A 23603-nucleotide genomic window follows, 5' to 3' on the forward strand; every position below is an offset into this window, starting at 1 on the left:
CTGCGGAAGGGACGCTCGGTCAGACCCCGGTCACCTCGGTCACCTCGGTCACGCGCAGCACCTCGGTGATGCCGCGCGCGGACAGGTGCGCCCGGTCCTCGGCGTGTTCCGCCAGGACCACCGCGGGGCGCACCCCCTGAGCCGTGAGCGCGGCCCACGCCTCGAAGAAGGCCCCGCCCGGGGCGCACACCGACCGCTCGGGCGCGGTGCGCGCGCCGCCGACGTCCACGACGAGCGCGGTGGACCGGACGGGCGGGCGGTGCTCCCGGCCCCGCCACCACTCGGCGATCCGGGCGATGGCCGCCCCCTGGGGCTTGATCCGGCGGTCGTTGGTGAGCAACCCCAGGCCGTACTCCAGCTCCGGGAAGTCCGCGAGGTCCCGGGACACGTCGTGCGAACACCACCAGGTCACGCCCCACACGTCCGGGCAGTCCAGCACGTTGGCCACGGTCGCCTCGGTGAACTCCGCCGCGTGCTCCGGCTGGATCAGCGGCGCGGGGGCCCCGACCTCCTGGAGCCACACCGGGCGGTGCGGGTCCGCGGCCCACGCCTTGGACAGCTCGACCAGGTAGGCGGCGTGATGCTCAGTGGCCGTCCCGGTGCGCCCGTGACGCTGGGCGGTCCCGTTGAACACCCAGGAATGCACGGCCGTGGACGCGCCCAGCCGGGCCGCCTGGGCCGCGGTGAAGGGGTGCCCGTCCCGGTACCATGCCGCGTCGTACTCGGCGTGCACGTGGAACCGCCCCGGGGCCCCCTTCTCGCAGGCGGCCAGCATCCGCTCCAGCCACCGCCGCGCCTGCGCCTGGGTGATCCGGTCGGGGTCGGGGTGCGGTGAGTCGGAGAACTGGTTGATCTCGTTGCCCACGGTCATCCCGAGGAAGTTCGGCCGGTCGGCGAGTGCGGCGGCCAGCGTGCGCAGGTACTCCTCCTGCGCCTCCACCACATGGTGGTCGCTGAAGATGTTGCGCCGGTGCCAGGTCCCGGTCCAGGCGGGCAGGAAGTCGAAGCTCGACAGGTGCCCCTGCAACCCGTCGACGTTGACGTCGAGACCGCGTTCGGCGGCGGCGTCGGTGAGCGCGACGAGCTGTTCGACGGCGCGCGGGCGGATCAGCGTGCGGTTCGGCTGGAACAACGGCCACAGCGGGAAGACCCGTACGTGGTCCAGCCCGAGCGCGGCGATCGAGTCGAGGTCGGCCCGGACCTCGTCGAGATCGAAGTCGAGCCAGTGGTGGAACCACCCACGCGTCGGCGTGTAGTTGGCGCCGAACCGGAGCCGGCGGGGGAGGGGAGGGGCGCTGCCGTCGTGCATGAATGATCCTGGAGTTCAGGGGAATTCACCGGACGCCCCACAACCTGCCGCCCGTTCCGAGGGAAAGTCAACAGGTCGGGTGCGGGCGATCTCGACACCCTGAGACTGAATAGGCTGCTTCCGCAGGGCAGTTGACCACTCATGCGCCTCAACGCAAGCCGCAGTAGGGGAGTTGACGATCGAGACTTCCGCGCTAATGCGGTTTAGCCGTGAACCGAATGCCGGTGGCCACGGGGAAAGGGCAGCGAAATGGCCAATGTCGATAACAGGGGTGTTGACGGGCGTGCGCGGAATCCGGTAAGGCGCCGGGGCGGACCGAATCGAAGCCCCTGGCAAGGCCGTTCGGCCGGCGCCCGCCGCCGGTGGTGGCCGCCTGCCGGGGGTCGGATCGCGTACGGTCCCGCCATCGGAGTCCGCGGCGGCGAAGGATGAGGCAGGCATGGCGCGCAGACCCACCATCAAGGACATCGCCCGCCGGTCGGGGGTGTCGGAGAGCGCCGTCTCCTTCGCGCTCAACGACCGCCCGGGGGTGTCCGAGGACACGCGTGCCCGGGTCCGTCTGATCGCCGAGGAGCTCGGTTGGCAGCCCAACAGCGCCGCCCGCGCGCTGTCCGGGGAGCGCTCCGGCGCCGTCGGGCTGGTCCTCGCCCGACCCGCGCACACCCTCGGGGTGGAATCGTTCTTCCTCCGACTCGTCTCCGGTGTCCAGGAGGTGCTGTCGGCGGGGCGGATCGCGCTGCTCTTCCAGGTGGTGGAGGACGTGGACGCGGAGTGTGCCGTGTACCGCCGGTGGTGGGCCGAACGACGGGTGGACGGGGTCATCGTCGTCGATCCCCGGATCGACGACCCGCGACCGGAGCTCCTCGCCGGGTTGGGTCTGCCGGCCGTGATGGTGGGCGGACCGGACGTCCCCGGGGCGGACGACCCGGACACCACGGAGCCGGACCCCATGGACCCGAACACCACGGAGCCGGATCCCACGGACCCGGATCCCATGGAGCCGGACATCACGGACTCGGATCCCATGGAGTCGACCGCCGCTCGGGCCGCTCCTCGGGCCCTTCCTCGGGCCCTTCCTCCTGCCGTCCCGTCGACCCGTCGTCCGTCCACCATCCGGGCCGACGACGCCGGCGCGATGATCCAGGTGCTGGAGCACCTCCACGGACTCGGCCACCGCCGGATCACCCACCTCGCCGGCCTTCCCGGCCTCGCCCACACCGCCCGGCGGACGGCCGCGCTGCGCACCTGGTCCGAGGGGCGCGGGCTCGGCCCCGACCGGGTGCGCTCGGTGGTGACGGACTACTCCGACGCCGAGGGCGCCGCCGCGACCCGCCGGGTCCTCGCCGAGCCGGATCCCCCCACCGCCCTGGTCTACGACAACGACGTGATGGCGCTGGCCGGCCTCGCCGTCGCCACCGAGCTGGGCGTTCCGGTCCCCGGCCGGCTCTCGATCGTCGCCTGGGACGACTCCGCGCTGTGCCGGGTCACCCACCCCCGGCTCACCGCCCTGGTCCGTGACACGGCCGCGTTCGGGCGGCTCGCCGCCGAGGAACTGCTGGCCGTGCTCGCCGGCGGCGTGCCCCGGACCCGGCAGAGCGAGCTGCCGCGACTGGAGCCCCGCGAGAGTACGGCGCCGCCCCCGGCCGCATACTGAGTTCCGACCCCTCCCTGGAGCGCCATCGTGACCAGTTCCACCCCCGCCCTCCCCACCGCTCGAGCCGCCGCCCCGGGCAGCGGCCCGACCGTGGCGATCGACATCGGCGGGACGAAGATCGCCGGAGCTCTGGTGCACCCGGACGGAACGATGACGGCCGGCACCCGCCGCCCCACGCCGCGCGCGGCGAGTGCCGACGCGGTGATGGCGGCGGTCGCCGAGGTCGTCGCGGACCTGGCACGCGACCCTCTGTGGCCCTCGGTGGTCCGCTGCGGAGTCGGCAGTGCGGGCCCCGTCGACACCTCCCGGGGCACGGTCAGCCCGGTCAACATCGGCGCCTGGCGGGAGTTCCCCGTACAGGCCCGGGTCGCGGCGGAACTGGCCGCCCACGGGGCCCGGATCCCAACCGTTCTGGCGGGCGACGGGGTCGCGATGACGGCCGCCGAACACTGGCTGGGCGCCGCCAAGGGGTACGCCAACGCCCTGTGCATGGTCGTCTCCACCGGTGTCGGAGGCGGCCTCGTCCTGAACAACCGGCTCCACCCCGGTCCCACCGGCAACGCGGGCCACATCGGACACATCAGCGTGGCCTTCGACGGGGAACCCTGCGTCTGCGGCGGCCGCGGCTGCCTGGAGTCCCTCGCCTCCGGCACCGCCATCGCCGCCTGGGCCCTCGCCCAGGGCTGGACGCCGGCCGACGGCCAGGAGGCCACCGCCGCCGGTGTCGCGGCCGCCGCCAAGTCGGGCGACCCCGTCGCCGAGGCCGCCTTCGACCGGGCGGGCCGCGCCCTGGCCGCCGCCATCGCCGCCACCGCCACCCTCGTCGAGACCCGCATCGCGGTCATCGGCGGCGGCGTCGCCGCCTCGGGCGACACCCTCTTCGCACCGATCCGGCGGCACCTGGCCTCGTACGCCACCCTGTCGTTCGTCCGGGACATCGAGGTCGTCCCGGCGAGCCTGGGTACCGACGCGGGGCTCATCGGGGCGGCCGCCGCGGCGATGCTGCTGCCCGAGGGCGCTTCCGCCTAGGCCGTCTCCTTCGGATCTTGCCGGGCGGCGGCGCGGGTCAGGCAAGATCCGGAAGAGACGGCCTGGTGCCGTGGCCGGAAGGGTTTGCCGGGCGCCGTGACACGGTGAACCCTTCCGGCCACAGCACCAGGGAGCCCGCGCTCCGCCCGAGACCCGGCGCTCCCGGCTCGACCGGGAGCTACGGCTTGACCGAGCGGTAGTACCGCCGGGCGCCTTCGTGCAGGTCCAACGGATCCGTGTAGATCGCCGTCCGCAGATCCACCAACTGCGCGGCGTGCACCGCGTGCCCGATCCGGTCGCGGCTTTTGATCACGGTCCGGGTGAACTGTTCCGTCAGCTCCTCGCTCGTGTCCTCGCGGGTCACGAGCAGGTTCGGCACGGCGAGCGTGGCCACCGCCGCGGTGTTGCGGGCCCGCGCGTACGCGTCCTGCGGCATCACCGCCGCCCGGTAGTAGCGGGCGGGGCTGCCACTGCCCTGGAGCTTCTCCACCAGGTCGCCCAGCGGCACCAGCCGGATCTCGAAGCGCTCCGACAGCGCGTGCACCGCGTTCGTCGGGAGACCGCCGGACCAGAAGAAGGCGTCGATCCGCCCCGCCTCCAGCTCGGCCGGCATGGTGTCGATGCCTATGGACAGGGGGGTGATGTCCTTCTTCGGGTCCAGTTTGGCCGCCGACAGCAGCCGCTCCGAGATCAGTCGCACGCCGGAGCCGTTCTGGCCGACCGCGACCCGCTTGCCCCGCAGGTCCCGCGTCGACTGCACCGAGGACCCGGCGGGCACCACCAGCTGTACGTAGTCGTCGTACAGCCGTGCCACCCCGCGCAGCCGGTCGGCGCCCGGCTTCCCGTCGAGCCGGTACTTGGACACCGCGTCCGCCGTCGCCACCGTGAAGTCGGCCTGCCCGGCGGCCACCCGCTGGAGGTTCTGCTGCGATCCCTCACTGGGGTCCAGCCGCACCTTCACGCCGGGGATGTCCTCGGCGAGGTCCTCCTTCAGGAGTTGCCCGTAGCGGTGGTAGACGCCGCCGGTGGGGACACCCGTGCTGAACACGAGGTCGCCCTTGAGCTCCGGCTCCCCGAAAGGCCTCAGCCACCAGGCCAGCACGCCGAACACCGTCAGTACGGCCGCCAGGCCCCACAGGGCGCGGCGCCGGCTGATCCGGGGCACTCGGGACGGCAGGAGCGGCATGCTCGCGATCCTACCTTCGGCCCCGTCCCGCCCCCGGGCGGGAGCGGCGCGGCCCTCAGCCGCCGGGGCTGCTCGTCCTCTTCGGCCGCCGGCTGCCCGCCGGGCGACTGCACGGGGGCGCGGAGGGCTCCCCGGTACCGCCTACCCTTGTCGCATGACCAGCAGCAGCGACCGGAGCACGGCAGTGGACGTCAAGGGAACTTACGAGGTGCGCACCTACGGGTGCCAGATGAACGTGCACGACTCCGAGCGGCTTTCCGGTCTGCTGGAGGGCGCGGGCTACACGCGTGCGCCCGAGGGCTCCGACGGTGACGCCGACGTGGTCGTGTTCAACACCTGCGCCGTCCGTGAGAACGCCGACAACAAGCTGTACGGCAACCTCGGCCGGCTCGCCCCGATGAAGACCAAGCGCCCCGGCATGCAGATCGCCGTCGGCGGCTGCCTGGCCCAGAAGGACCGCGACACGATCGTCAAGCGCGCCCCCTGGGTCGACGTCGTCTTCGGCACGCACAACATCGGCAAGCTCCCCGTCCTCCTGGAGCGCGCCCGCGTCCAGGAGGAGGCACAGGTCGAGATCGCCGAGTCGCTGGAGGCCTTCCCCTCGACGCTGCCGACCCGCCGGGAGTCCGCGTACGCCGCCTGGGTGTCCATCTCCGTCGGCTGCAACAACACCTGCACCTTCTGCATCGTCCCGGCGCTGCGCGGCAAGGAGGAGGACCGTCGTCCCGGCGACATCCTCGCCGAGGTCGAGGCCCTGGTCGCCGAGGGCGTCTCCGAGATCACCCTGCTCGGTCAGAACGTCAACGCCTACGGCTCCGACCTGGGGGACCGCGAGGCCTTCAGCAAGCTGCTGCGCGCCTGCGGGCAGATCGAGGGCCTGGAGCGGGTCCGCTTCACCTCGCCGCACCCGCGCGACTTCACCGACGACGTGATCGCGGCCATGGCCGAGACCCCGAACGTGATGCCGCAGCTCCACATGCCGATGCAGTCCGGATCGGACACCATCCTCAAGGCGATGCGCCGCTCGTACCGCCAGGAGCGCTTCCTCGGCATCATCGAGAAGGTCCGCGCCGCCATCCCGCACGCGGCGATCTCCACCGACATCATCGTGGGCTTCCCCGGCGAGACCGAGGAGGACTTCCAACAGACGATGCACGCCGTGCGCGAGGCCCGCTTCGCGAACGCGTTCACCTTCCAGTACTCCAAGCGCCCCGGCACCCCGGCCGCCGACATGGACGGGCAGATCCCCAAGGAAGTCGTCCAGGAGCGCTACATGCGCCTGGTCGCCCTCCAGGAGGAGATCTCCTGGGAGGAGAACAAGAAGCAGGTGGGCCGCACCCTGGAGGTCATGGTCGCGGAGGGCGAGGGCCGCAAGGACGGCGCCACGCACCGCCTGTCCGGCCGCGCGCCCGACAACCGTCTCGTCCACTTCACGAAGCCGGACGAGGACGTGCGCCCGGGCGACGTGGTGACCGTGGACATCACGTACGCGGCCCCGCACCACCTGCTGGCCGAAGGCCCGACGTCGGCCGTGCGCAGGACCCGCGCGGGCGATGCCTGGGAGAAGCGCAACGCGGCCCCGGCGCAGCCGGCGGGCGTCATGCTCGGCATCCCCACCCTCGGCGTCCCGGCCCCCCTCCCGGCCGCCACCTCGGGCTGCGCGGCCCCGGCGTCCGCCTGACGCGCGGTCGCTCCCGCGGTCCGGCCCCGACGGGCCGGACCGCGGACCCGCGCACCGAGGACCCCCTGCACCGAGGACCCCGTGCCCTGATAAAGCCCGTGCCCCGGTGGAGCCGCACGGCCCCGGCCGGCGACGGCTAGGCTGCGGATCATGCTCGTAGCCGCCGCCGTCTGTCCCGCCCCGCCGCTCCTCGTGCCGGAGGTCGCCGCGGGAGCCGCCGCCGAACTGGGCGACGCCCGTACCGCCTGCTCCGACGCGCTCGCCGTGCTCGCCGCCTCCCGACCCGACCTGCTGGTCGTCGTCGGCGCCGCCGACCAGGACCACCGCGGGCCCTACCCCCAGGGCTCCCGGGGCACCTTCCGCGGCCACGGCGTGGAGCTCGACGTGCAACTCGGCGACGGCGACGAGGGGCCGCGCCTGCTGCCGACCCCGCTGGCCGTCGGAGCCTGGCTGTTGCGCCGCGCCCGCTGGGGCGCCACCCCCGTGGAAGGGTTCGGGGTCGGGGAATCGCTCGAAGCCGAACAGTGCCTGCGCGCGGGTCGGGATCTCGCCGCCCGCGAGGAGGCACGCGTCGCCCTGCTCGTGATGGGCGACGGCAGCGCCTGTCGCACGCTCAAGGCCCCCGGTTACCTCGACGAGCGGGCCGCAGGCTTCGACGCGGCCGCCGCCCGCGCCCTCGGATCCGCCGACACCGCCGCGCTGGCCGCCCTCGACGCGGACCTCGCGCACGAACTCAAGGCCGCCGGGCGGGCTCCCTGGCAGGTCCTCGCGGGCGCCGCCGAAGGCGCGGGCCTCGACGGCCGGCTGCTGTACGAGGACGCCCCGTACGGGGTCGGCTACTTCGTCGCCGCCTGGTCCTGACGCCGGCCCGGCGGGCACCCGGGCCCCCGCGTCCGGGCACGAGAGAGGGGCGCGGGGTTCGTCGAACCCTCGCGCCCCTCTCCGGCGACCACGTCAGGAAGTCGCCGGCGGCGTCGGCCCGCCGGGGGCGTCCTTGTGCGCGATCTTGCCCAGGGCGTCCTTCGCCTTGCCCGTCCCGCTCGTGATCTGACCGCTGTACTTGCCCTTGGTCTTGGAGTCCACGGTCTTGGCGACCTTCTCCAGACCCTCGGAGATCCTGCCCTCGTGCTGCTGCGCGAGGTCGCCGACCTTGTCCTTGGCCGGAGCGAGCTTGGCCTTCAGATTGTCCAGCAGGCCCATGGGTCACCCTTCAGTGGCGATGGCTACGTACGGGCGCCCTCGCCGGCCTCGTTGTCCAGGGAAGCCTCCGCGGACTTCTGCTGCGGAATCTCCGCGGCCGTCGCCGCCGGAGCCTCCGCCCCAGTCGCCTCGACCGTCGCTTCCTCGGACGGGACCGTCAGGTCCTCGGACGCGACCCCATCGGTCGAGCCCTGCTCCTTACGGCCAAAAAACCGGCTGAAAACGCCCATGTCTACTCCCGTAACGTTACTCGTGCGAATGAAGTTCCGCCGTGGCCGAAACGGCCTCCGCCGGGTACACGCCGGGCCGGAACCTCGCCAGGGCAACGACTCCGACCACGCCCCGTCACGTAGCTCGATCGGGTACCGGCCGCCGGGTTTGCGAGACTGTGTCGGTGAGGAATCCAGCCCCCGCCCCGCGGGTCATCGCCGTCGTCGGTCCCACCGCGGCCGGAAAGTCCGACTTGGGCGTCGCCCTGGCCCGCCATTTCGACGGCGAGGTCGTCAACGCCGACTCCATGCAGCTGTACCGGGGGATGGACATCGGCACCGCGAAGCTGACGCGGGAGGAGCGCGGCGGGGTCCCGCACCACCTCCTCGACGTCTGGGACGTCACCGAGACCGCGAGCGTCGCCGAGTACCAGCGCCTCGCCCGCGCCGAGATCGACCGACTCCTCGCGCAGGGCCGTACGCCCGTCCTCGTCGGCGGCTCCGGGCTGTACGTCCGCGGCGCGCTCGACGCGATGGAGTTCCCCGGCACCGACCCGGAGGTACGGGCCCGGCTGGAGGAGGAGGCCACCCTGCGCGGCCCCGGAGCCCTGCACGCCCGGCTCGCCGTCGCCGATCCGATCGCCGCCCAGGCGATCCTCCCCAGCAACGGCCGCCGGATCGTCCGCGCCCTGGAGGTCATCGAGATCACCGGGCGCCCGTACACCGCGAACCTGCCCGGCCACGAGTCCGTCTACGAAACCGTCCAGATCGGCGTCGACGTGGGCCGGCCGGAACTCGACGAACGGATCGCGCTGCGGGTCGACCGGATGTGGGAGGCCGGGCTCGTGGACGAGGTCCGCGACCTGGAGGCCCGGGGCCTGCGCGACGGGATCACCGCCTCCCGCGCACTCGGCTACCAGCAGGTGTTGTCCGCCCTCGCGGGCGCGTGCACCGAGGACGAGGCGCGGGCCGAGACCGTCCGCGCCACCAAGCGGTTCGCCCGCCGACAGGACTCGTGGTTCCGGCGCGACCCGCGCGTGCACTGGCTGAGCGGCGCCCTCGCGGACCGCGGGGAACTCGTCGGACTAGCGCAGACGTTGGTCGAACGAGCGGTCACAGCCTGATCACGTGATGGCATCGGGACGCCCCGTGCGCCCGTACCGGGGCCGGGGGCGTGCCATCATCAAACTTCTGAACAGCGGCGTACGAAGTCCGAGTGGGGAGGGCGCGTGGCTATGGAGGCCGGCCCCCGTGACACCGGGCGGGACGACACCAGACGGGAAGCGGACCCGATGCTTCACAGCGGGATCGCCGAACCGGTCGGGTCGGACCGCCCGGACGCCCTCGGCCTGCCCGCCGACCCGGCGCGGCTGACCCCCGACGGCCCCGACGCCCCGGACATCGTCGCCCTGGACGCCTCGGGCCCCGAGTTCGAGGTCGAACTGCGGCCGCAGCGCCGCCTGCGGATCTGGCAGATCGCCCCCATCGTGATGCTCGCCGCCGCCGGATCCCTGATGTTCGCCTTCCCGCTCGCCTTCGAGTTCGGCGACGGCGGAGCCGTGGTCGCCATGCTGGGTTTCCTCATCAGCTGCTGCGCCGGCGGGTGGGCCATGATGGCCGCGCGCCGCGTCGGCCACTCCTGGCCCGGACTGCCGCCCCGCGGCAGCGGCCGCCGCCCCGATTGGCGCATGGCCGCGCTGTACGCGGTGATGGCCATCGCCCTTGTGTCCCTGGCCGTGTACCGGGTCGCGCGCCTGCGCTGAGCGGGTCCGCTCGCCCTCCCCGCCGTGCCCGCACGCCGCGGACACCGGGCGTCCGCCCGGAGGCGGAAGGGGCCCCGAAGGTACGATGACCTGGTGACGCACCGCACTCTTTCCTTCCTCAAGGGCCACGGGACCGAGAACGACTTCGTGATCGTCCCGGACCCGGACAACGCCGTCGACCTGCCCGCGACCGCCGTCGCCGCCCTGTGCGACCGGCGTGCAGGCATCGGGGCCGACGGGGTGCTGCACGTCGTGCGATCCGCCGCCCACCCCGACACGGCGCACCTGGCCGACGAGGCCGAGTGGTTCATGGACTACCGCAACAGCGACGGGTCCATCGCCGAGATGTGCGGCAACGGCGTCAGGGTCTTCGCCCGCTACCTCCTGCACGCCGGCCACGTCGAGCCCGGCGACCTCGCCGTCGCCACCCGGGGCGGCGTCAAGCGCGTCCACCTCGACAAGAGCGGCGACGTCACGGTCTCCATGGGCCGCGCCGAACTGCCCGTCGGCGACGTCACCGTCTCCGTCGGCGAACGCTCGTGGCCCGCGCGGAACGTGAACATGGGCAACCCACACGCGGTGGCCTTCGTCGACAGCCTCGACGACGCCGGAAACCTCTACACCGCCCCGCCGTTCAGCCCCGCGTCCGCGTACCCGACCGGAGTCAACGTCGAGTTCGTCGTCGACCGGGGCCCCCGGCACGTCGCGATGCGCGTCCACGAACGCGGCTCCGGCGAGACCCGCTCCTGTGGCACCGGCGCCTGCGCCGTCGCCGTGGCCGCCATCCGACGCGACGGCGTCGACCCGGCCGTGACCGGCGAACCGGTCACGTACACCGTCGACCTCCCCGGCGGACGACTCGTCATCACCGAGCACCCCGACGGGCAGATCGACATGACCGGACCGGCCGTCATCGTGGCCGAGGGCGAGTTCGATCCGACCTGGCTCACCGAAACGGCTTTCGCGTGAAGGTTCCCTCCAATGGGTGATCCGTTTCACGCTGAGCGAGAGGTGGACTGCGCCACGTGGTGGGGTCGGTAACATCAGGCACCGGCCCTGAGGGCTCACCCCATGCCCACCACCGCCGGTCGAAGCCGCCGGAGGTGCCCATGAGTGCAGAGGCCACGAACCCCGAAGCACACCCCGAAGCGCGCCCTGAGCTGCGTAGACGGGGCCGGAGCAGGCTTGATCTGCGCCGGCTCGGGCGTGCGGCGCTGCTCGGGCCCACGTCCCGAGACCGGCTTCCCGACGCCATCGGACACGTGGCGGAAGCGCATCGCGCCCACCATCCGGACGCCGATCTGTCCATTCTGCGACGCGCATATCTGCTCGCGGAGACCTCTCACCGCGGCCAAATGCGAAAAAGTGGTGAGCCGTACATCACACATCCGCTCGCCGTCACCCTGATCCTCGCGGAACTCGGCGCGGAGACAACGACGTTGACGGCGTCCCTCCTCCACGACACCGTCGAGGACACGGACGTGACCCTCGATCAGGTACGCGAGGAGTTCGGCGACGAGGTCTGCTTCATCGTGGACGGCGTCACCAAGGTCGAGAAGATCGACTACGGCGCCGCCGCCGAACCCGAGACCTTCCGCAAGATGCTCGTCGCCACCGGCAACGACGTCCGCGTGATGTCCATCAAACTCGCCGACCGGCTGCACAACATGCGCACCCTCGGCGTGATGCGCCCCGAGAAACAGGCGCGCATCGCCAAGGTCACCCGCGACGTCCTTATCCCGCTCGCCGAACGGCTCGGCGTACAGGCCCTCAAGACCGAGTTGGAAGACCTCGTCTTCGCGATCCTGCACCCCGAGGGGTACGAGGAGACCCGCGCGCTCATCGCCGCCCACGCCGGAGAACGCGACCCACTGCCCGGCATCGCGGACTCCGTGCGGGGCGTCCTGCGCGACGCCGGCATCGCCGCCGAGGTCGTGGTCCGCCCCCGCCACTTCGTCTCCGTGCACCGCATCTCCCGCAAGCGCGGCGAACTGCGCGGCTCCGACCTCGGCCGGGTCCTCATCCTCGTCGGCGAGAACGCCGACTGCTACGCGGTCCTCGGGGAACTCCACACCTGTTTCACCCCGGTGGTCTCGGAGTTCAAGGACTTCATCGCCTCCCCGAAGTTCAACCTCTACCAGTCGCTGCACACCGCCGTCGCCACCTCCGAGGGGCACGTTGCCGAGGTCATCGTCCGCACCCGGCAGATGCACCGCGTCGCCGAGGCCGGTGTGGTCGCGCTCGGCAATCCCTACACCACCCCGCCGGTCGACGCCGCCGAGGGCGACGAGGAGCGGGTCGACCCGACGAGACCCGGCTGGTTGTCCCGACTGCTCGACTGGCAACAGTCCGCACCCGACCCCGACACCTTCTGGACGGTGCTGCGCGCCGAACTGGCCCAGGACCGCGAGATCACCGTCTTCCGGGCCGACGGCGGGACGCTGGGCCTGCCGGGCGGGGCGAGTTGTATCGACGCCGCCTACGCCCAGTACGGGGAGGCGGCGCACGGATGTATCGGCGCCCGGGTCAACGGGCGCCTCACCTCGCTCTCGTCCCGGCTGTCCGACGGGGACACCGTTCAACTCCTGCTCTCGCACGACGCCTCCTCCGGGCCCGCCGCCGACTGGCTCGACCACGCCAAGACCCCGGCCGCCCGCATCGCCATCAGCGGCTGGCTCCAGACCCACCCCGACTCCGCGGCCGCCACCACCACCGCCGCCCGGGCCCCGCTCTCCGTCGTGGGCGCGCGGGGCGGCGGGGCGAACGCCGTCGCAGACCTGCCGGACGCGCCCGTACGCCTGGCCGGCTGTTGCACCCCCGTACCGCCGGACGCCGTCGCCGGGTTCGTCGTCCGCGGCGGGGCCGTCACCGTGCACCGCGTCCACTGCCCGGCGGTGGCCCAGATGCGCGACGTCGGCCGTACGTCCGTCGCCGTGCACTGGCGGGCCACCGCGGACTGCCGCGTGACCCTCCTCGCCGAATCGTTCGGCCGCCCGCACCTCCTGGCCGATCTGACCGAGGCGATCGCCCGCGAAGGGGTCGAGGTGGTCTCCGCGACCGTGGAACCGCCCGTCGAACAGCGGGTCCGGCACTCCTACACCCTCCAACTGCCCGACGCGACGGGGCTGCCGGCCCTGATGCGGGCGATGAGGGACGTACCGGGCGTGTACGACGTCAGCCGGGCGTAGCGGCACAGCCGGGCGAAGCGGGGAAGACAGGGGGCCGGGGGGCCCGGGGGTTCGGGGGAACGGGAATCCGGGGGCGGAACGCACGTCGGCCCGGCCATGGCGTCGGACGCCCTCGTTCGGGTGCACCCGGCGCGCGCCGTTCGCGGCCCGATACCGGGCGCTGGTAAGCGATGGGGGATGCAGCTCACCTCCCCCCGCCTGCGTGCCGCCCTGCTCGCCGCCGCCTCGCTCACCCTCGTCGCCGCCGTGCTGCCCCCGCCCCAGTCGCTGGGCATCGGCGACCGGCTCTTCCCCGAGCTCGGCAACCCCGGGTACGACGTCCTCTCGTACGACCTGTCCTTCACGTACAAGGACAACCGGACCCCGCTCGACGCCGTCACCGTCATCAGCGCCCGCACCCTGCACGCGCTGGACCGCATCAACCTCGACTTCACCCACGGCCAGGTGGCGTCCGCCGAGGTCAACGGGGAACCGGCCCGGTTCGAGAGCGCGGGCGAGGACCTCGTGCTGACCCCCGCCCGCCCGGTCACACAGGGATCCGTGCTGAGCATCACCGTGCGCCACACCAGCGACCCGCGCGGCCGCGGCGACGGCGGCTGGGTGCCCACCGAGGACGGACTGGCCATGGCCAACCAGGCCGACGCCGCCCACCGCGTCTTCCCGTGCAACGACCACCCCGCCGACAAGGCGTACTTCACCTTCCGGATCACCGCACCGGCCGGACTCACGGCCGTGGCCAACGGACTGCCGGGCGCCCTCCCGACCCGGAGCGCGGGCGGCCCGACCACCTGGACGTACCGCACCCTGCACCCCATGGCCACCGAGCTGGCCCAGGTCTCCGTCGGGACCTCGGAGGTCGTCCACCACACGGGCCCGCACGGACTGCCGCTGCGCGACGTGGTGCCCGCCGCCGACCGGGTGCGCCTGGAACCCTGGCTGAAGAAGACCGACGGTCACGTCCGGTGGATGGAGGAGCGGGTCGGGCGCTACCCCTTCGAGAACTACGGGGTGCTGATCGCGCGGGCCACGACCGGCTTCGAGCTGGAGACCCAGACCCTCTCGCTCTTCGAGCACGGCCTGTTCTCCGGGAACGCCGGCTACCCGGAGTGGTACGTCGAGTCCGTGATGGTCCACGAGCTCGCACACCAGTGGTTCGGGGACAGCGTCAGCCCCCGCACCTGGTCCGACCTGTGGCTCAACGAAGGACACGCGACCTGGTACGAGGCCCTGTACGCCGACGGGCTCGGCAAGTACTCCCTGGAGCGGCGCATGCGCGAGGCGTACCAGCGCTCCGACCAGTGGCGGGCCGCCGGCGGCCCCCCGGCCGCCCCGAAGGCCGCGGCCCCCGGGGAGAAGATCGGCCTGTTCCGGCCCGTGGTCTACGACGGGGCCGCGCTGATCCTGTACGCCCTGCGCCAGGAGGTCGGCGTCGCGACCTTCGACCGGATCGAGCGCCGCTGGGTGGCCGAACACGCGGATTCCACGGCCGGCACGGACGACTTCGTACGCCTGGCGTCACAGGAGGCGGGGCGCGACCTGACGGCCTTCCTCAAGCCGTGGCTGTACGGGACGACCACCCCGGCGATGCCGGGGCACCCGGAATGGGGCGGCCCGAAAAGCGTGTGACGCGCCCGGAACGGGCATGTCACCATCAACGAGGCCGTTCGGCGACCGATCGAGCCCATGGGGCGACCGATCGGGCGTGATCGGGCCTGGTCGGGCCTGATCGGGCCAGGGCTCGGGTTCCGGGAATCACCGGGCGGCGTGACGCGTTGGACGTGACAGTGTTATGTGACGTTCGGCGGTAGCGTTGGCCATCGCCGGGCGCGACGCATTCGAATCGACGTAAGGATCCAATGACCTCCTCTTCTTCCCCTTCCCAGGACGCGCGGGACGCACAGGACGTGCGTGACCCGCAGAGCTTCACCGAGAGCCTTCGGGCCGATGCCCTGATGGAAGAGGACGTCGCCTGGAGCCACGAGATCGACGGAGACCGGGACGGCGAGCAGTTCGAGCGCTCCGAGCGCGCGGCCCTGCGGCGCGTGGTCGGCCTCTCCACCGAACTCGAAGACGTCACCGAGGTCGAGTACCGACAGCTCCGACTGGAGCGCGTCGTACTCGTCGGTGTCTGGACCTCCGGCACGGTGACGGACGCCGAGAACTCCCTCGCGGAGCTCGCCGCCCTCGCCGAGACGGCGGGCGCCCTCGTTCTCGACGGCGTGATCCAGCGTCGCGACAAGCCCGACCCGGCCACCTTCATCGGTTCCGGCAAGGCCCGCGAGCTGCGCGACATCGTCATGGAGAGCGGCGCCGACACCGTCGTCTGCGACGGAGAGCTGAGCCCCGGCCAGCTCATCGCCCTCGAAGACGTCGTCAAGGTCAAGGTCGTCGACCGCACCGCGCTCATCCTCGACATCTTCGCCCAGCACGCGAAGTCCCGAGAGGGCAAGGCCCAGGTCGCGCTCGCGCAGATGCAGTACATGCTGCCGCGCCTGCGTGGCTGGGGTGCCTCGCTGTCCCGTCAGATGGGTGGCGGCGGCGGTGGCGGCATGGCCACCCGAGGCCCCGGTGAAACCAAGATCGAGACCGACCGGCGTCGGATCCGCGAGAAGATGGCGAAGATGCGCCGGGAGATCGCGGACATGAAGACCGGCCGCGACATCAAGCGGCAGGAACGTCGCCGCAACAAGGTTCCCTCGGTCGCCATCGCCGGCTACACCAACGCCGGCAAGTCCTCGCTGCTCAACCGCCTCACGGGCGCCGGCGTGCTGGTGGAGAACTCGCTGTTCGCCACCCTCGACCCGACCGTGCGCCGGGCCGAGACGCCGTCCGGCCGGATCTACACCCTGGCCGACACCGTCGGTTTCGTCCGGCACCTGCCCCACCACCTGGTCGAGGCGTTCCGCTCCACGATGGAGGAGGTCGGCGACTCCGACCTCATCCTGCACATCGTGGACGGCTCCCACCCGGCCCCGGAGGAGCAGCTCGCGGCCGTACGCGAGGTCATCCGCGAGGTCGGCGCGGTCAACGTGCCCGAGATCGTCGTGATCAACAAGGCGGACGCCGCGGACCCGCTCGTTCTCCAGCGGCTGCTGCGCATCGAGCGGCACTCCATCGCCGTCTCGGCCCGCACCGGCATGGGCATCGAGGAACTGCTGACGCTCATCGACACCGAGCTGCCGCGGCCCGAGGTCGAGGTGGAGGCACTGGTGCCGTACACCCGCGGCTCGCTGATCGCCCGGGCACACGCCGAGGGCGAGGTGATCTCCGAGGAGCACACCCCGGAGGGCACCCTGCTCAAGGCGAGGGTCCACCAAGAACTGGCCGCGGACCTGGCGCCGTACGTGCCGGCGAAGCATTGACCGGTGTGTCGCTGAAGCGCTGAGACATACGACGGTGAAGCGCTGAGACGTGCGTCGGTGAGCGCTGAGGCGCGAGTCGGTGAAGCGTTGAGAAGGGCGTCGGTGAAGCGCTGACACGCGCGACACGGCGCGACATCACGTGACGGAGGGCCCCCGCGACCGCGGGGGCCCTCCGTCACGTGATGCTTTCTCGTACCGGGCCCGATGCTCTTCGTAGGGGGCTCGTCGCGGAACCGGACTCATCTCGCGGTCCCGTTCCGGGCGCGGCGCATGCTCCGCGTCGGGCCGGGCGCCGCGCGCCCGGCCCACCCGCTACTTGAACTTGGCGCTCACCGCGGAGTAGATGCCCTTGGCCTCCGGGCCCAGACGCGGACCGGCCAGCCAACCGGCCTTGGCCGGGCCGATCGAGGTGTTCGACACCAGCGCAGGCCTGCCGTCGGCACCCGCCGCGACCCAACCGCCACCCGAGGAACCGCCGGTCATGGTGCAACCTATGCGGTACATCACCGGGTCGGCCGCCTTCAACGACAGACGACCGGGCTTGTCCGTGCACTGGAACGCCCTCTGGCCGTCGAACGGAGCCGCCGCCGGGTAGCCCGTCGCCGTGATGCCCGCGACCTTGCCCACCGCCGGCGCGTTGAACTCCACCGGGAGCGCCGAACCGACCGTCTCCTCCAGCGACTTGCCGCTGCCCTTCTCCGGAGCGACGTGCAGCACCGCGAAGTCGTACGGCGCGCCCGCGCCGCCGGTCGGACCACCCGAAGCGATCCACTGGTCCGAGGTCTGCGCCCAGTCGCTCCACCACACGCCGTACGGGGCGACCTGCTCGCGCGGCGCGCCCTTCAGTTGGGCCGACGCCCTGCCCGCGTTGTTGTAGGACGGCACGAACGCGATGTTGCGGTACCAGCCGCCCGCCTTGCCCGCGTGGACGCAGTGACCCGCAGTCCAGACCATGTTGGACTTGCCCGGGTGGGCCGGGTCCTTCACCACGGTCGCCGAGCAGACCATCGAACCCTCGGGGCCGTCGAAGAAGACCTTGCCCGACACCGGAATGCTGGAGTGGTACGGCGCCGCCGCACCCCTTGCCCGCACCGGCGCCGGGGTCGGGTCCGTGACACCCTGGTCCTTGCCCGCGTCCTGGTCCACGGCCGGAGGCTGCGGAGTCTTGTCGGCGTCACGCATGCGGTCCGGGTCCCACAGACCCTCGATGACCGGGTTGATGTAGTCGCCCGCCTCGCGGAGCCAGTCCTCCTGCTTCCAGTTCTTCCACGCACCGCCCCGCCACTTCTCCAGGTCGACGCCGTGCTCCTTGAGCTTGTCCTTGAGCTCGTCCGGGATCGTGATCCCGTCCGTGGCACCGGACGGAAGGCTCGCGGCCACGGTCGGCTTGGCGTCCCCGCCGGCCTCCCCGTCGCCGGGGCCGCAGGCTGCGGCGGTCAGCGCGAGCGCGGCCGCGCACAGGATCGCGGTGACCGGTCGGATCGGTCGCATGTCGTAAATCCCCCTGGTGTTTCGAGGCGTTGAACGGGGTGGAGTGCGGTTGCCGCACGGATGTACGGCAAGCGCAGCACCCCACTATGCCGCTGCCTCCAAGGACGGCAGAGCCCGGGGCCGTGGTTCCTGCCCTTCGAACCATCCTCGGAACTTGTTCGATTCGGACATCTCGGAGGACATCGCGGCGGGCTTTACGGCGGATGTCGCGGCGGATATCGGGGCGAACTTCGCAACGGGTTTGCGACGGGTGCGCGACGGACTTCGGAACGGACTTCGCGACGGACAAGGATCTTCGGTCCACCCGTGATCCGTGGCCGCCGCCGTCGTTGGTACGTACGGGGGACGGGGGAGCAGCGTTCATGTTCGAAACGCAATCCGGAAGAGAATCCGTGCGGGAGGACCGACACTCGTGGCTTTGAGCGAGGCTTTCACCGAGTCGGCCGCGGCCGCGGAGCAGATCCCGCCGCAAGGAACCAGAGGACCCGTCGCCGCCGAAACCATCCTGCGCAGGCAGGCACAACGAGAGTCCGCCGCCCGGACATACGCGCGCTCGCTGCCCATCGTTCCGGTGCGCGCCCGGGGCCTCACGATCGAGGGCGCGGACGGACGCCGCTACCTCGACTGCCTGTCCGGTGCGGGCACCCTCGCCCTCGGGCACAACCACCCCGTGGTGCTCGAAGCCATCCGCGGCGTCCTCGACTCCGGGGCACCGCTACACGTCCTCGACCTGGCGACCCCGGTCAAGGACGCCTTCACCACCGAGCTGTTCGCGAACCTTCCGGCAGCGCTCGCGGCCGACGCCCGGATCCAGTTCTGCGGGCCGGCCGGGACGGACGCCGTCGAAGCCGCGCTCAAACTGGTCCGCACCGCCACCGGGCGTTCCGGGCTGATGGCCTTCACGGGCGCGTACCACGGCATGACGGCGGGAGCACTGGACGCCTCCGGTGGAGCCCCCGACGTACGGGTCACCCGGCTTCCGTACCCACAAGACCACCGCTGCCCGTTCGGCGTCGGCGGAGCCGAGGGCGCCCGACTCGGAGCCCGTTGGACCGAGAGCCTGCTCGACGATCCGAAGGGCGGAGTACCCACCCCTGCCGGGCTCATCGTCGAACCCGTACAGGGAGAGGGCGGCGTCCACCCCGCCCCGGACGACTGGCTCCGGCGGATGCGTGAGATCACCCAGGCCCGGGGGATCCCCCTGATCGCGGACGAGGTCCAGACGGGTGTGGGGCGCACCGGGGCCTTCTGGGGCGTGGACCACGCGGGAGTGGTGCCCGACGTGATGGTGCTGTCCAAGGCCATCGGCGGCAGCCTGCCGCTCGCGGTGATCGTCTACCGGTCCGAACTCGACGTCTGGGCGCCAGGGGCCCACGCCGGCACGTTCCGCGGCAACCAACTGGCCATGGCCGCAGGCACCGCCACCCTCTCCTACGTCCGCCGCAACAACCTCGCGGAACGCGCCGGGGTACTGGGCGAACGCATGCTGACCGCCCTGCGCGCACTGGCCGCCGACCATCCGTGCATCGGCGACGTACGAGGACGCGGCCTGATGCTGGGCATCGAACTCGTGGACCCCGACACCGGGGACGCCGCCCCGGACCTCGCCAGCACCGTCCGCCAGGAGTGCCTGGACCGCGGGCTGATCGTCGAACTCGGGGGCCGTCACTCCTGTGTGGTCCGCCTGCTACCCCCGCTGACCCTGACCGACGAGCAGGCCGCAGCCGTCCTGGAGCGGCTGGCCGACGCCATCGCCGCCACCGCCCGACGGACCCACTGATCTCACCCGCACCCCAAGGACCCCCGATGCCGGACTCCTCCACCCCCCACCCCACCCCGTCCCCGAGGGCCGGCAGCCCGACGCCGAACCTCACGCCCACGCCAAACCTCACGCCGGCGCCCGGCACGAGCCCGGGGTTCAGCCCGAGCCCTGGGCCGGGCCCAAGCCCGGAGTCGGGCCGGAGCCCGGAGCCGGGCCGGAGGGCGGAATTCAGCCCGAGGCCGACTCCGAGCCCCGAAGCCAGTCCGGCCGAGGGCCGCCGGTCGGGCCGGGCCCTCCGGCCGGGGGAGAGCCCGGCCTTGGAGTTTGGCGGGAGAGCGGGCGGCGATCCAGGCTTGGGCCTCAGCCCGGTGGAGGTGCCAGGCCCGGGCTCGGCGCAGGTTCCGGGCCGAGCGCAGGTCTCGGGCCCGGCGCAGGTGCCAGGCCCGGCGCAAGTTCCGGGCCCAGTGCAGGTCTCGGGCCCGGCGCAGGTTCCGGGCCGAGCGCAGGTCTCGGGCCCTGTGGAGGTGCCAGGCCCGGAGTTCAGCCCGGGCGGTGGTTGCGATCCGAGCCCGGGGCCCTCCCCGCTTTCCGGCACGGCCCACCCCGCCCCGTTCGCTGCCGCGCCTGAAGCTCCCGACCCGGTCCTTCCTCTCGACCGCGCGGCCCCGGCCGTCCGTACCCCCGACCCGGTCGGCGCCCCTATGGCCTCAGCCCCGGCCACCGCGGGTCCGCCCGCCTCGGCTGCGGCCGCACTGGTCAGGACCCCGAGCCCGGCTTCGGCCACCTCGGCCACCTCGGCTGCCGAGGTGTCGGCTCCCTCGACTTCGCCACGGGGCGCCGGTCCGGCCGTCCCGACCACGGGCACGGCCAGCGCCCCGGAGGTCGCGAACCCGGTCGACTCGGTCTCGACGCTGGATACGACTGCGACTGCGACTTCGACGCCGAGGGCGTTCGCCCCCGGCCTAGCCTCGGTTTCGGGCGGGACGCCGGCTCGGGAGACCCCGGCGGCGGAGGCGTGGTCAGTACCGGTTCTGGCGCCGACGGCGGCCCTGGACTGGGCGGTGGCTCGCCCCGCACAGGCCCCCGACCACACCGACCCGGACGTCCCGGTCAGGTCCGAGCCCCTTGGCATCCGGGCCTCAACCCACGCGCCCCTGGGTACACGGACGCCCGTCCCGGACTTGGCGACACGTCACCGGATCCCGGCGTTGGCCACCATGGCCTCCTGGCCGGCCCCGGATCCCGCCCCGGCGGCGAGCCAGGCCCGGCCGGCCCCGAACAACGGTCCCCTGTCCGCCGCCCAGCCCCCACACGGCACGCCCGCGCAGGGGGTCACGGGCCAGGACCTCACCCCGCTTCTCTGGCTCGCCCCCACTTCGCTCGGCTCGGGACCTGTTCCGGCCGAGGCCCGGTCCCTCGACCCGGGAGAGGGCGGACCCGGCCAGGCCCATGCGTCGTCCCCGAGCCAGGCGTCGTTCCGGGAGGACACCCCTTCACTCCCTCTCGTACCGGATCCGGTACGAGATACCGCCCCCACCTCGGCACCCAACCCGCCGACCCCGGGCGCCCGGCCGGAGTCGACACCGACAGCGGACACCCGCCAGGACCCGCCCGGTTCCGACACCGCACCTGGCTTCGACACCCCGCCCACTTACGAGGCTGTGCCCAGCCCCAGCCCCAGCCCCAGCCTCAGCCCTAGTTCCGGTTCCAGTCCTGCCATCGCTCCGGCGCCCGAGGCCGCTCCGCCGGCAGGTCCGGAGCCCGACCGCGTACCGGACCTGCCGGGACACCACCGCGCCCCGGCCGCCCCGGAAGCCGACCGCTCCCAAGCCGCCCCGACATCCACAGTCGATCCAGCGTCCCCGGCCGAGGCGGTGGTCCGGGACGAGGTGGCGGCCGAACCACACCACACGGCGGTGTCCCCGGGTGTTGGCGTGCCACGGCAGTTGGGCGGGAACCGTAGATCCGGAGCAGCAGGAGCCGGTCCTGTCGGACCGGAATCGGCGATGCTCCCCGATCTCCTCGACCACCCCGACCCGGCCGTCGCCGCCGAAGCCGCCGCGGTGGAGAACCTGCTGCGGTGCTGGGTCCGCGAAAGTGGCCTCGGCTGCCCCGACGGGCCCGCCGGAACACCGCTCCGCATCCCCCTCCCCGCATCCGGCACGGCGGTGCTCGTCGCCGTCCGGCACTGGTCCAAGGCCGGCTGGCACCGCTTCGCTCCCGCCCGGATCGAAGGCGCCCCGGCCGAAGCCCCCGCCCTGGACGCCGTGACCCTCGCCGCGCTCATCGCACGTGAGGGCACCGGCCGGGGCGGCGCCGATCTGGTCGGCCGGGTCGCCGACTCGGTCCAGCGCACGGCGGAGTTCATCGCCGACCGGCGAGCCCGCCCCGCCGCCCCCGCGCCCGTCGCCGAGGACCGATTCCTCACCGCCGAACAGTCCCTCCTTCTCGGTCATCCCCTGCACCCGACCCCGAAGAGCCGCGAAGGCCTCTCCGAAGCCGAGGTGCGCCGCTACTCACCCGAACTCCACGGCTCCTTCCCCCTGCACTGGTTCGCGGTCGCGCCCGCCGTCCTCGCCACCGATTCCGCCTGGACCGAACGAGGCCGCCCGGTTTCCGCCGCCCAACTGTTCGTCCGCCTCGCGCCCGGCCTCCAACCGCCCACCGGCACCACCCTTCTTCCGCTGCATCCCTGGCAGGCCCGCGACCTCCTCCAACGCCCGGCCGTGGCCGCCCTGTGCGATGCCGGACTACTGACCGATCTGGGCCCGTACGGCGACCCCTGGTACCCCACCTCCTCCATTCGCACCGTCCACCGCCCCGGTTCCCCCGCGATGCTCAAGCTGTCCCTGGGCCTGCGCATCACCAACTCCCGCAGGGAGAACCTCCGCAAGGAACTCCACCGCGGCGTCGAGGTCCACCGCCTCCTGCGCACCGGACTCGCCGAGCAGTGGCAGTCGTCCCACCCCGGTTTCGACATCGTCCGCGACCCCGCCTGGGTCGCCGTCGACTCCCTCGACGGCACACCCGTCCCGGGACTCGACGCCCTGCTGCGCCACAACCCCTTCCGCTCCGGCAACGACGCCCTCTGCATCGCCGCGCTGACCACTCCGCGCCCGTGGCCCGGTGGAACCACGATGCGCTCCCCGCTCGCCGAGACAGTCACCCGGCTCGCCACCTCCACCGGGCGCGCCGTCCCCGCCGTCGCCGCCGAGTGGTTCCTGCGCTACCTCGACCACGTGGTCCTGCCGATCCTCGCCCTCGACGCGCTCGCCGGAGTCGCCCTCGAAGCGCACCAACAGAACACCCTGGTGCTCCTCGACCCGGCCGGCTGGCCGATCGGCGGCCGCTACCGCGACAACCAGGGCTACTACTTCCGCGACTCCCACCGGGCGGAACTGCACCACCGGCTCCCCGGCATCGGCAGCGCCAGCGACACCTTCGTCTCCGACGCCGTCACCGACGAACGCTTCGCCTACTACCTCGGCATCAACAACGTGCTCGGCCTCATCGGCGCCTTCGGATCCCAACACCTCGCCGACGAACGCGTACTCCTCGCCGCCTTCCGCCGCTTCCTCGGGAAGAACGCGGGCCTCGGGCCGCTCCCCGCCCAACTCCTCGACTCACCCACCCTCCGCTGCAAAGCCAACCTCCTCACCCGCCTGGGCGGCCTCGACGAACTCGTCGGCCCCGTCGACACCCAGTCCGTCTACGTCACCATCACCAACCCCCTCCACGACTGAAGCGTCCGCACCGACACGGAGAAGAG

Annotated in this window: 17 protein-coding genes; 12 read left to right on the plus strand and 5 right to left on the minus strand. The window is 72.6% G+C overall.

The genetic code is table 11. The features are described 5' to 3' along the window. Positions 1 to 19: 19 nt before the first annotated feature. Positions 20 to 1309 (minus strand): glycosyl hydrolase, encoded by a 1290-nt coding sequence (locus ACFYW3_RS00195; RefSeq protein ID WP_351750669.1) that lies wholly within the window; start codon positions 1307 to 1309, stop codon positions 20 to 22. Between the two features lie 439 nt (positions 1310 to 1748). Between ACFYW3_RS00195 and ACFYW3_RS00200 the strand changes: the two genes are divergently transcribed. Both ACFYW3_RS00200 and ACFYW3_RS00205 read left to right on the plus strand, forming a co-directional pair. Beyond that, positions 1749 to 2963 carry a substrate-binding domain-containing protein gene (locus tag ACFYW3_RS00200; protein ID WP_389385085.1) on the plus strand — a complete coding sequence of 405 codons (1215 nt, stop codon included), beginning with the start codon at positions 1749 to 1751 and terminating at the stop codon, positions 2961 to 2963. 27 nt (positions 2964 to 2990) lie between these two features. After that, entirely contained in the window at positions 2991 to 3992 is a 1002-nt protein-coding gene (locus ACFYW3_RS00205; RefSeq protein WP_389385086.1) for an ROK family protein, read from the plus strand. Between the two features lie 178 nt (positions 3993 to 4170). Here the strand turns inward: ACFYW3_RS00205 and ACFYW3_RS00210 are convergent, their stop codons facing one another. After that, the gene (locus tag ACFYW3_RS00210) at positions 4171 to 5178 is read right to left on the minus strand and encodes a TAXI family TRAP transporter solute-binding subunit (protein ID WP_351750673.1); all 1008 of its coding nucleotides are present in this window, start codon (positions 5176 to 5178) and stop codon (positions 4171 to 4173) included. A 154-nt stretch (positions 5179 to 5332) separates the two neighbouring features. Between ACFYW3_RS00210 and miaB the strand changes: the two genes are divergently transcribed. Together miaB and ACFYW3_RS00220 are read left to right on the plus strand one after the other, a co-directional pair. After that, on the plus strand, positions 5333 to 6859 hold the full coding sequence (gene miaB, locus ACFYW3_RS00215) for a tRNA (N6-isopentenyl adenosine(37)-C2)-methylthiotransferase MiaB (RefSeq protein ID WP_266950297.1): 1527 nt from the start codon (positions 5333 to 5335) through the stop codon (positions 6857 to 6859). Positions 6860 to 7009: 150 nt separating this feature from the next. Next, the gene (locus tag ACFYW3_RS00220; RefSeq protein ID WP_389385087.1) at positions 7010 to 7720 is read left to right on the plus strand and encodes a class III extradiol dioxygenase subunit B-like domain-containing protein; all 711 of its coding nucleotides are present in this window, start codon (positions 7010 to 7012) and stop codon (positions 7718 to 7720) included. A 93-nt stretch (positions 7721 to 7813) separates the two neighbouring features. On the opposite strand, the gene ACFYW3_RS00225 is transcribed toward ACFYW3_RS00220, so the two are convergent. After that, positions 7814 to 8059, minus strand: a complete 246-nt coding sequence (locus ACFYW3_RS00225; RefSeq protein WP_351750679.1) for an antitoxin — start codon at positions 8057 to 8059, stop codon at positions 7814 to 7816. Positions 8060 to 8082: 23 nt separating this feature from the next. Continuing rightward, complete coding sequence (locus tag ACFYW3_RS00230; RefSeq protein WP_351750680.1) at positions 8083 to 8289, minus strand: hypothetical protein; 207 nt, start codon at positions 8287 to 8289, stop codon at positions 8083 to 8085. 164 nt (positions 8290 to 8453) lie between these two features. On the opposite strand from ACFYW3_RS00230, the gene miaA reads away from it, so the two are divergent. The 6 genes from miaA to hflX all read left to right on the plus strand — a co-directional run bounded on the left by miaA (position 8454) and on the right by hflX (position 16581). Continuing rightward, positions 8454 to 9392: a tRNA (adenosine(37)-N6)-dimethylallyltransferase MiaA gene (miaA, locus tag ACFYW3_RS00235; protein WP_351750681.1), complete on the plus strand. Its 939-nt coding sequence runs from the start codon at positions 8454 to 8456 to the stop codon at positions 9390 to 9392. A gap of 111 nt (positions 9393 to 9503) precedes the next feature. Continuing rightward, positions 9504 to 10031, plus strand: a complete 528-nt coding sequence (locus ACFYW3_RS00240; protein WP_351750787.1) for a hypothetical protein — start codon at positions 9504 to 9506, stop codon at positions 10029 to 10031. Positions 10032 to 10124: 93 nt separating this feature from the next. Further along, the gene (gene dapF, locus ACFYW3_RS00245; RefSeq protein WP_351750683.1) at positions 10125 to 11000 is read left to right on the plus strand and encodes a diaminopimelate epimerase; all 876 of its coding nucleotides are present in this window, start codon (positions 10125 to 10127) and stop codon (positions 10998 to 11000) included. A gap of 140 nt (positions 11001 to 11140) precedes the next feature. Then, complete coding sequence (locus ACFYW3_RS00250) at positions 11141 to 13219, plus strand: RelA/SpoT family protein (protein WP_389385088.1); 2079 nt, start codon at positions 11141 to 11143, stop codon at positions 13217 to 13219. A gap of 177 nt (positions 13220 to 13396) precedes the next feature. After that, entirely contained in the window at positions 13397 to 14845 is a 1449-nt protein-coding gene (locus tag ACFYW3_RS00255; RefSeq protein ID WP_389385089.1) for a M1 family metallopeptidase, read from the plus strand. Positions 14846 to 15075: 230 nt separating this feature from the next. Next, positions 15076 to 16581, plus strand: a complete 1506-nt coding sequence (hflX, locus tag ACFYW3_RS00260) for a GTPase HflX (RefSeq protein ID WP_351374064.1) — start codon at positions 15076 to 15078, stop codon at positions 16579 to 16581. Between the two features lie 312 nt (positions 16582 to 16893). On the opposite strand, the gene ACFYW3_RS00265 is transcribed toward hflX, so the two are convergent. Continuing rightward, entirely contained in the window at positions 16894 to 18072 is a 1179-nt protein-coding gene (locus ACFYW3_RS00265; protein ID WP_351750687.1) for a hypothetical protein, read from the minus strand. Between the two features lie 460 nt (positions 18073 to 18532). Here ACFYW3_RS00265 and ACFYW3_RS00270 point away from each other — a divergent pair, with 460 nt between their 5' ends. Together ACFYW3_RS00270 and ACFYW3_RS00275 are read left to right on the plus strand one after the other, a co-directional pair. Further along, a complete protein-coding gene (locus tag ACFYW3_RS00270) occupies positions 18533 to 19852 on the plus strand; it encodes a diaminobutyrate--2-oxoglutarate transaminase family protein (RefSeq protein WP_389385603.1) in 1320 nt (439 codons plus the stop codon). Between the two features lie 1988 nt (positions 19853 to 21840). Next, on the plus strand, positions 21841 to 23577 hold the full coding sequence (locus ACFYW3_RS00275) for an IucA/IucC family protein (protein WP_389385090.1): 1737 nt from the start codon (positions 21841 to 21843) through the stop codon (positions 23575 to 23577). Positions 23578 to 23603 lie beyond the last annotated feature (26 nt).

The sequence above is a fragment of the Streptomyces sp. NPDC002602 genome, from assembly GCF_042889445.1.
Lineage (GTDB): Bacteria > Actinomycetota > Actinomycetes > Streptomycetales > Streptomycetaceae > Streptomyces.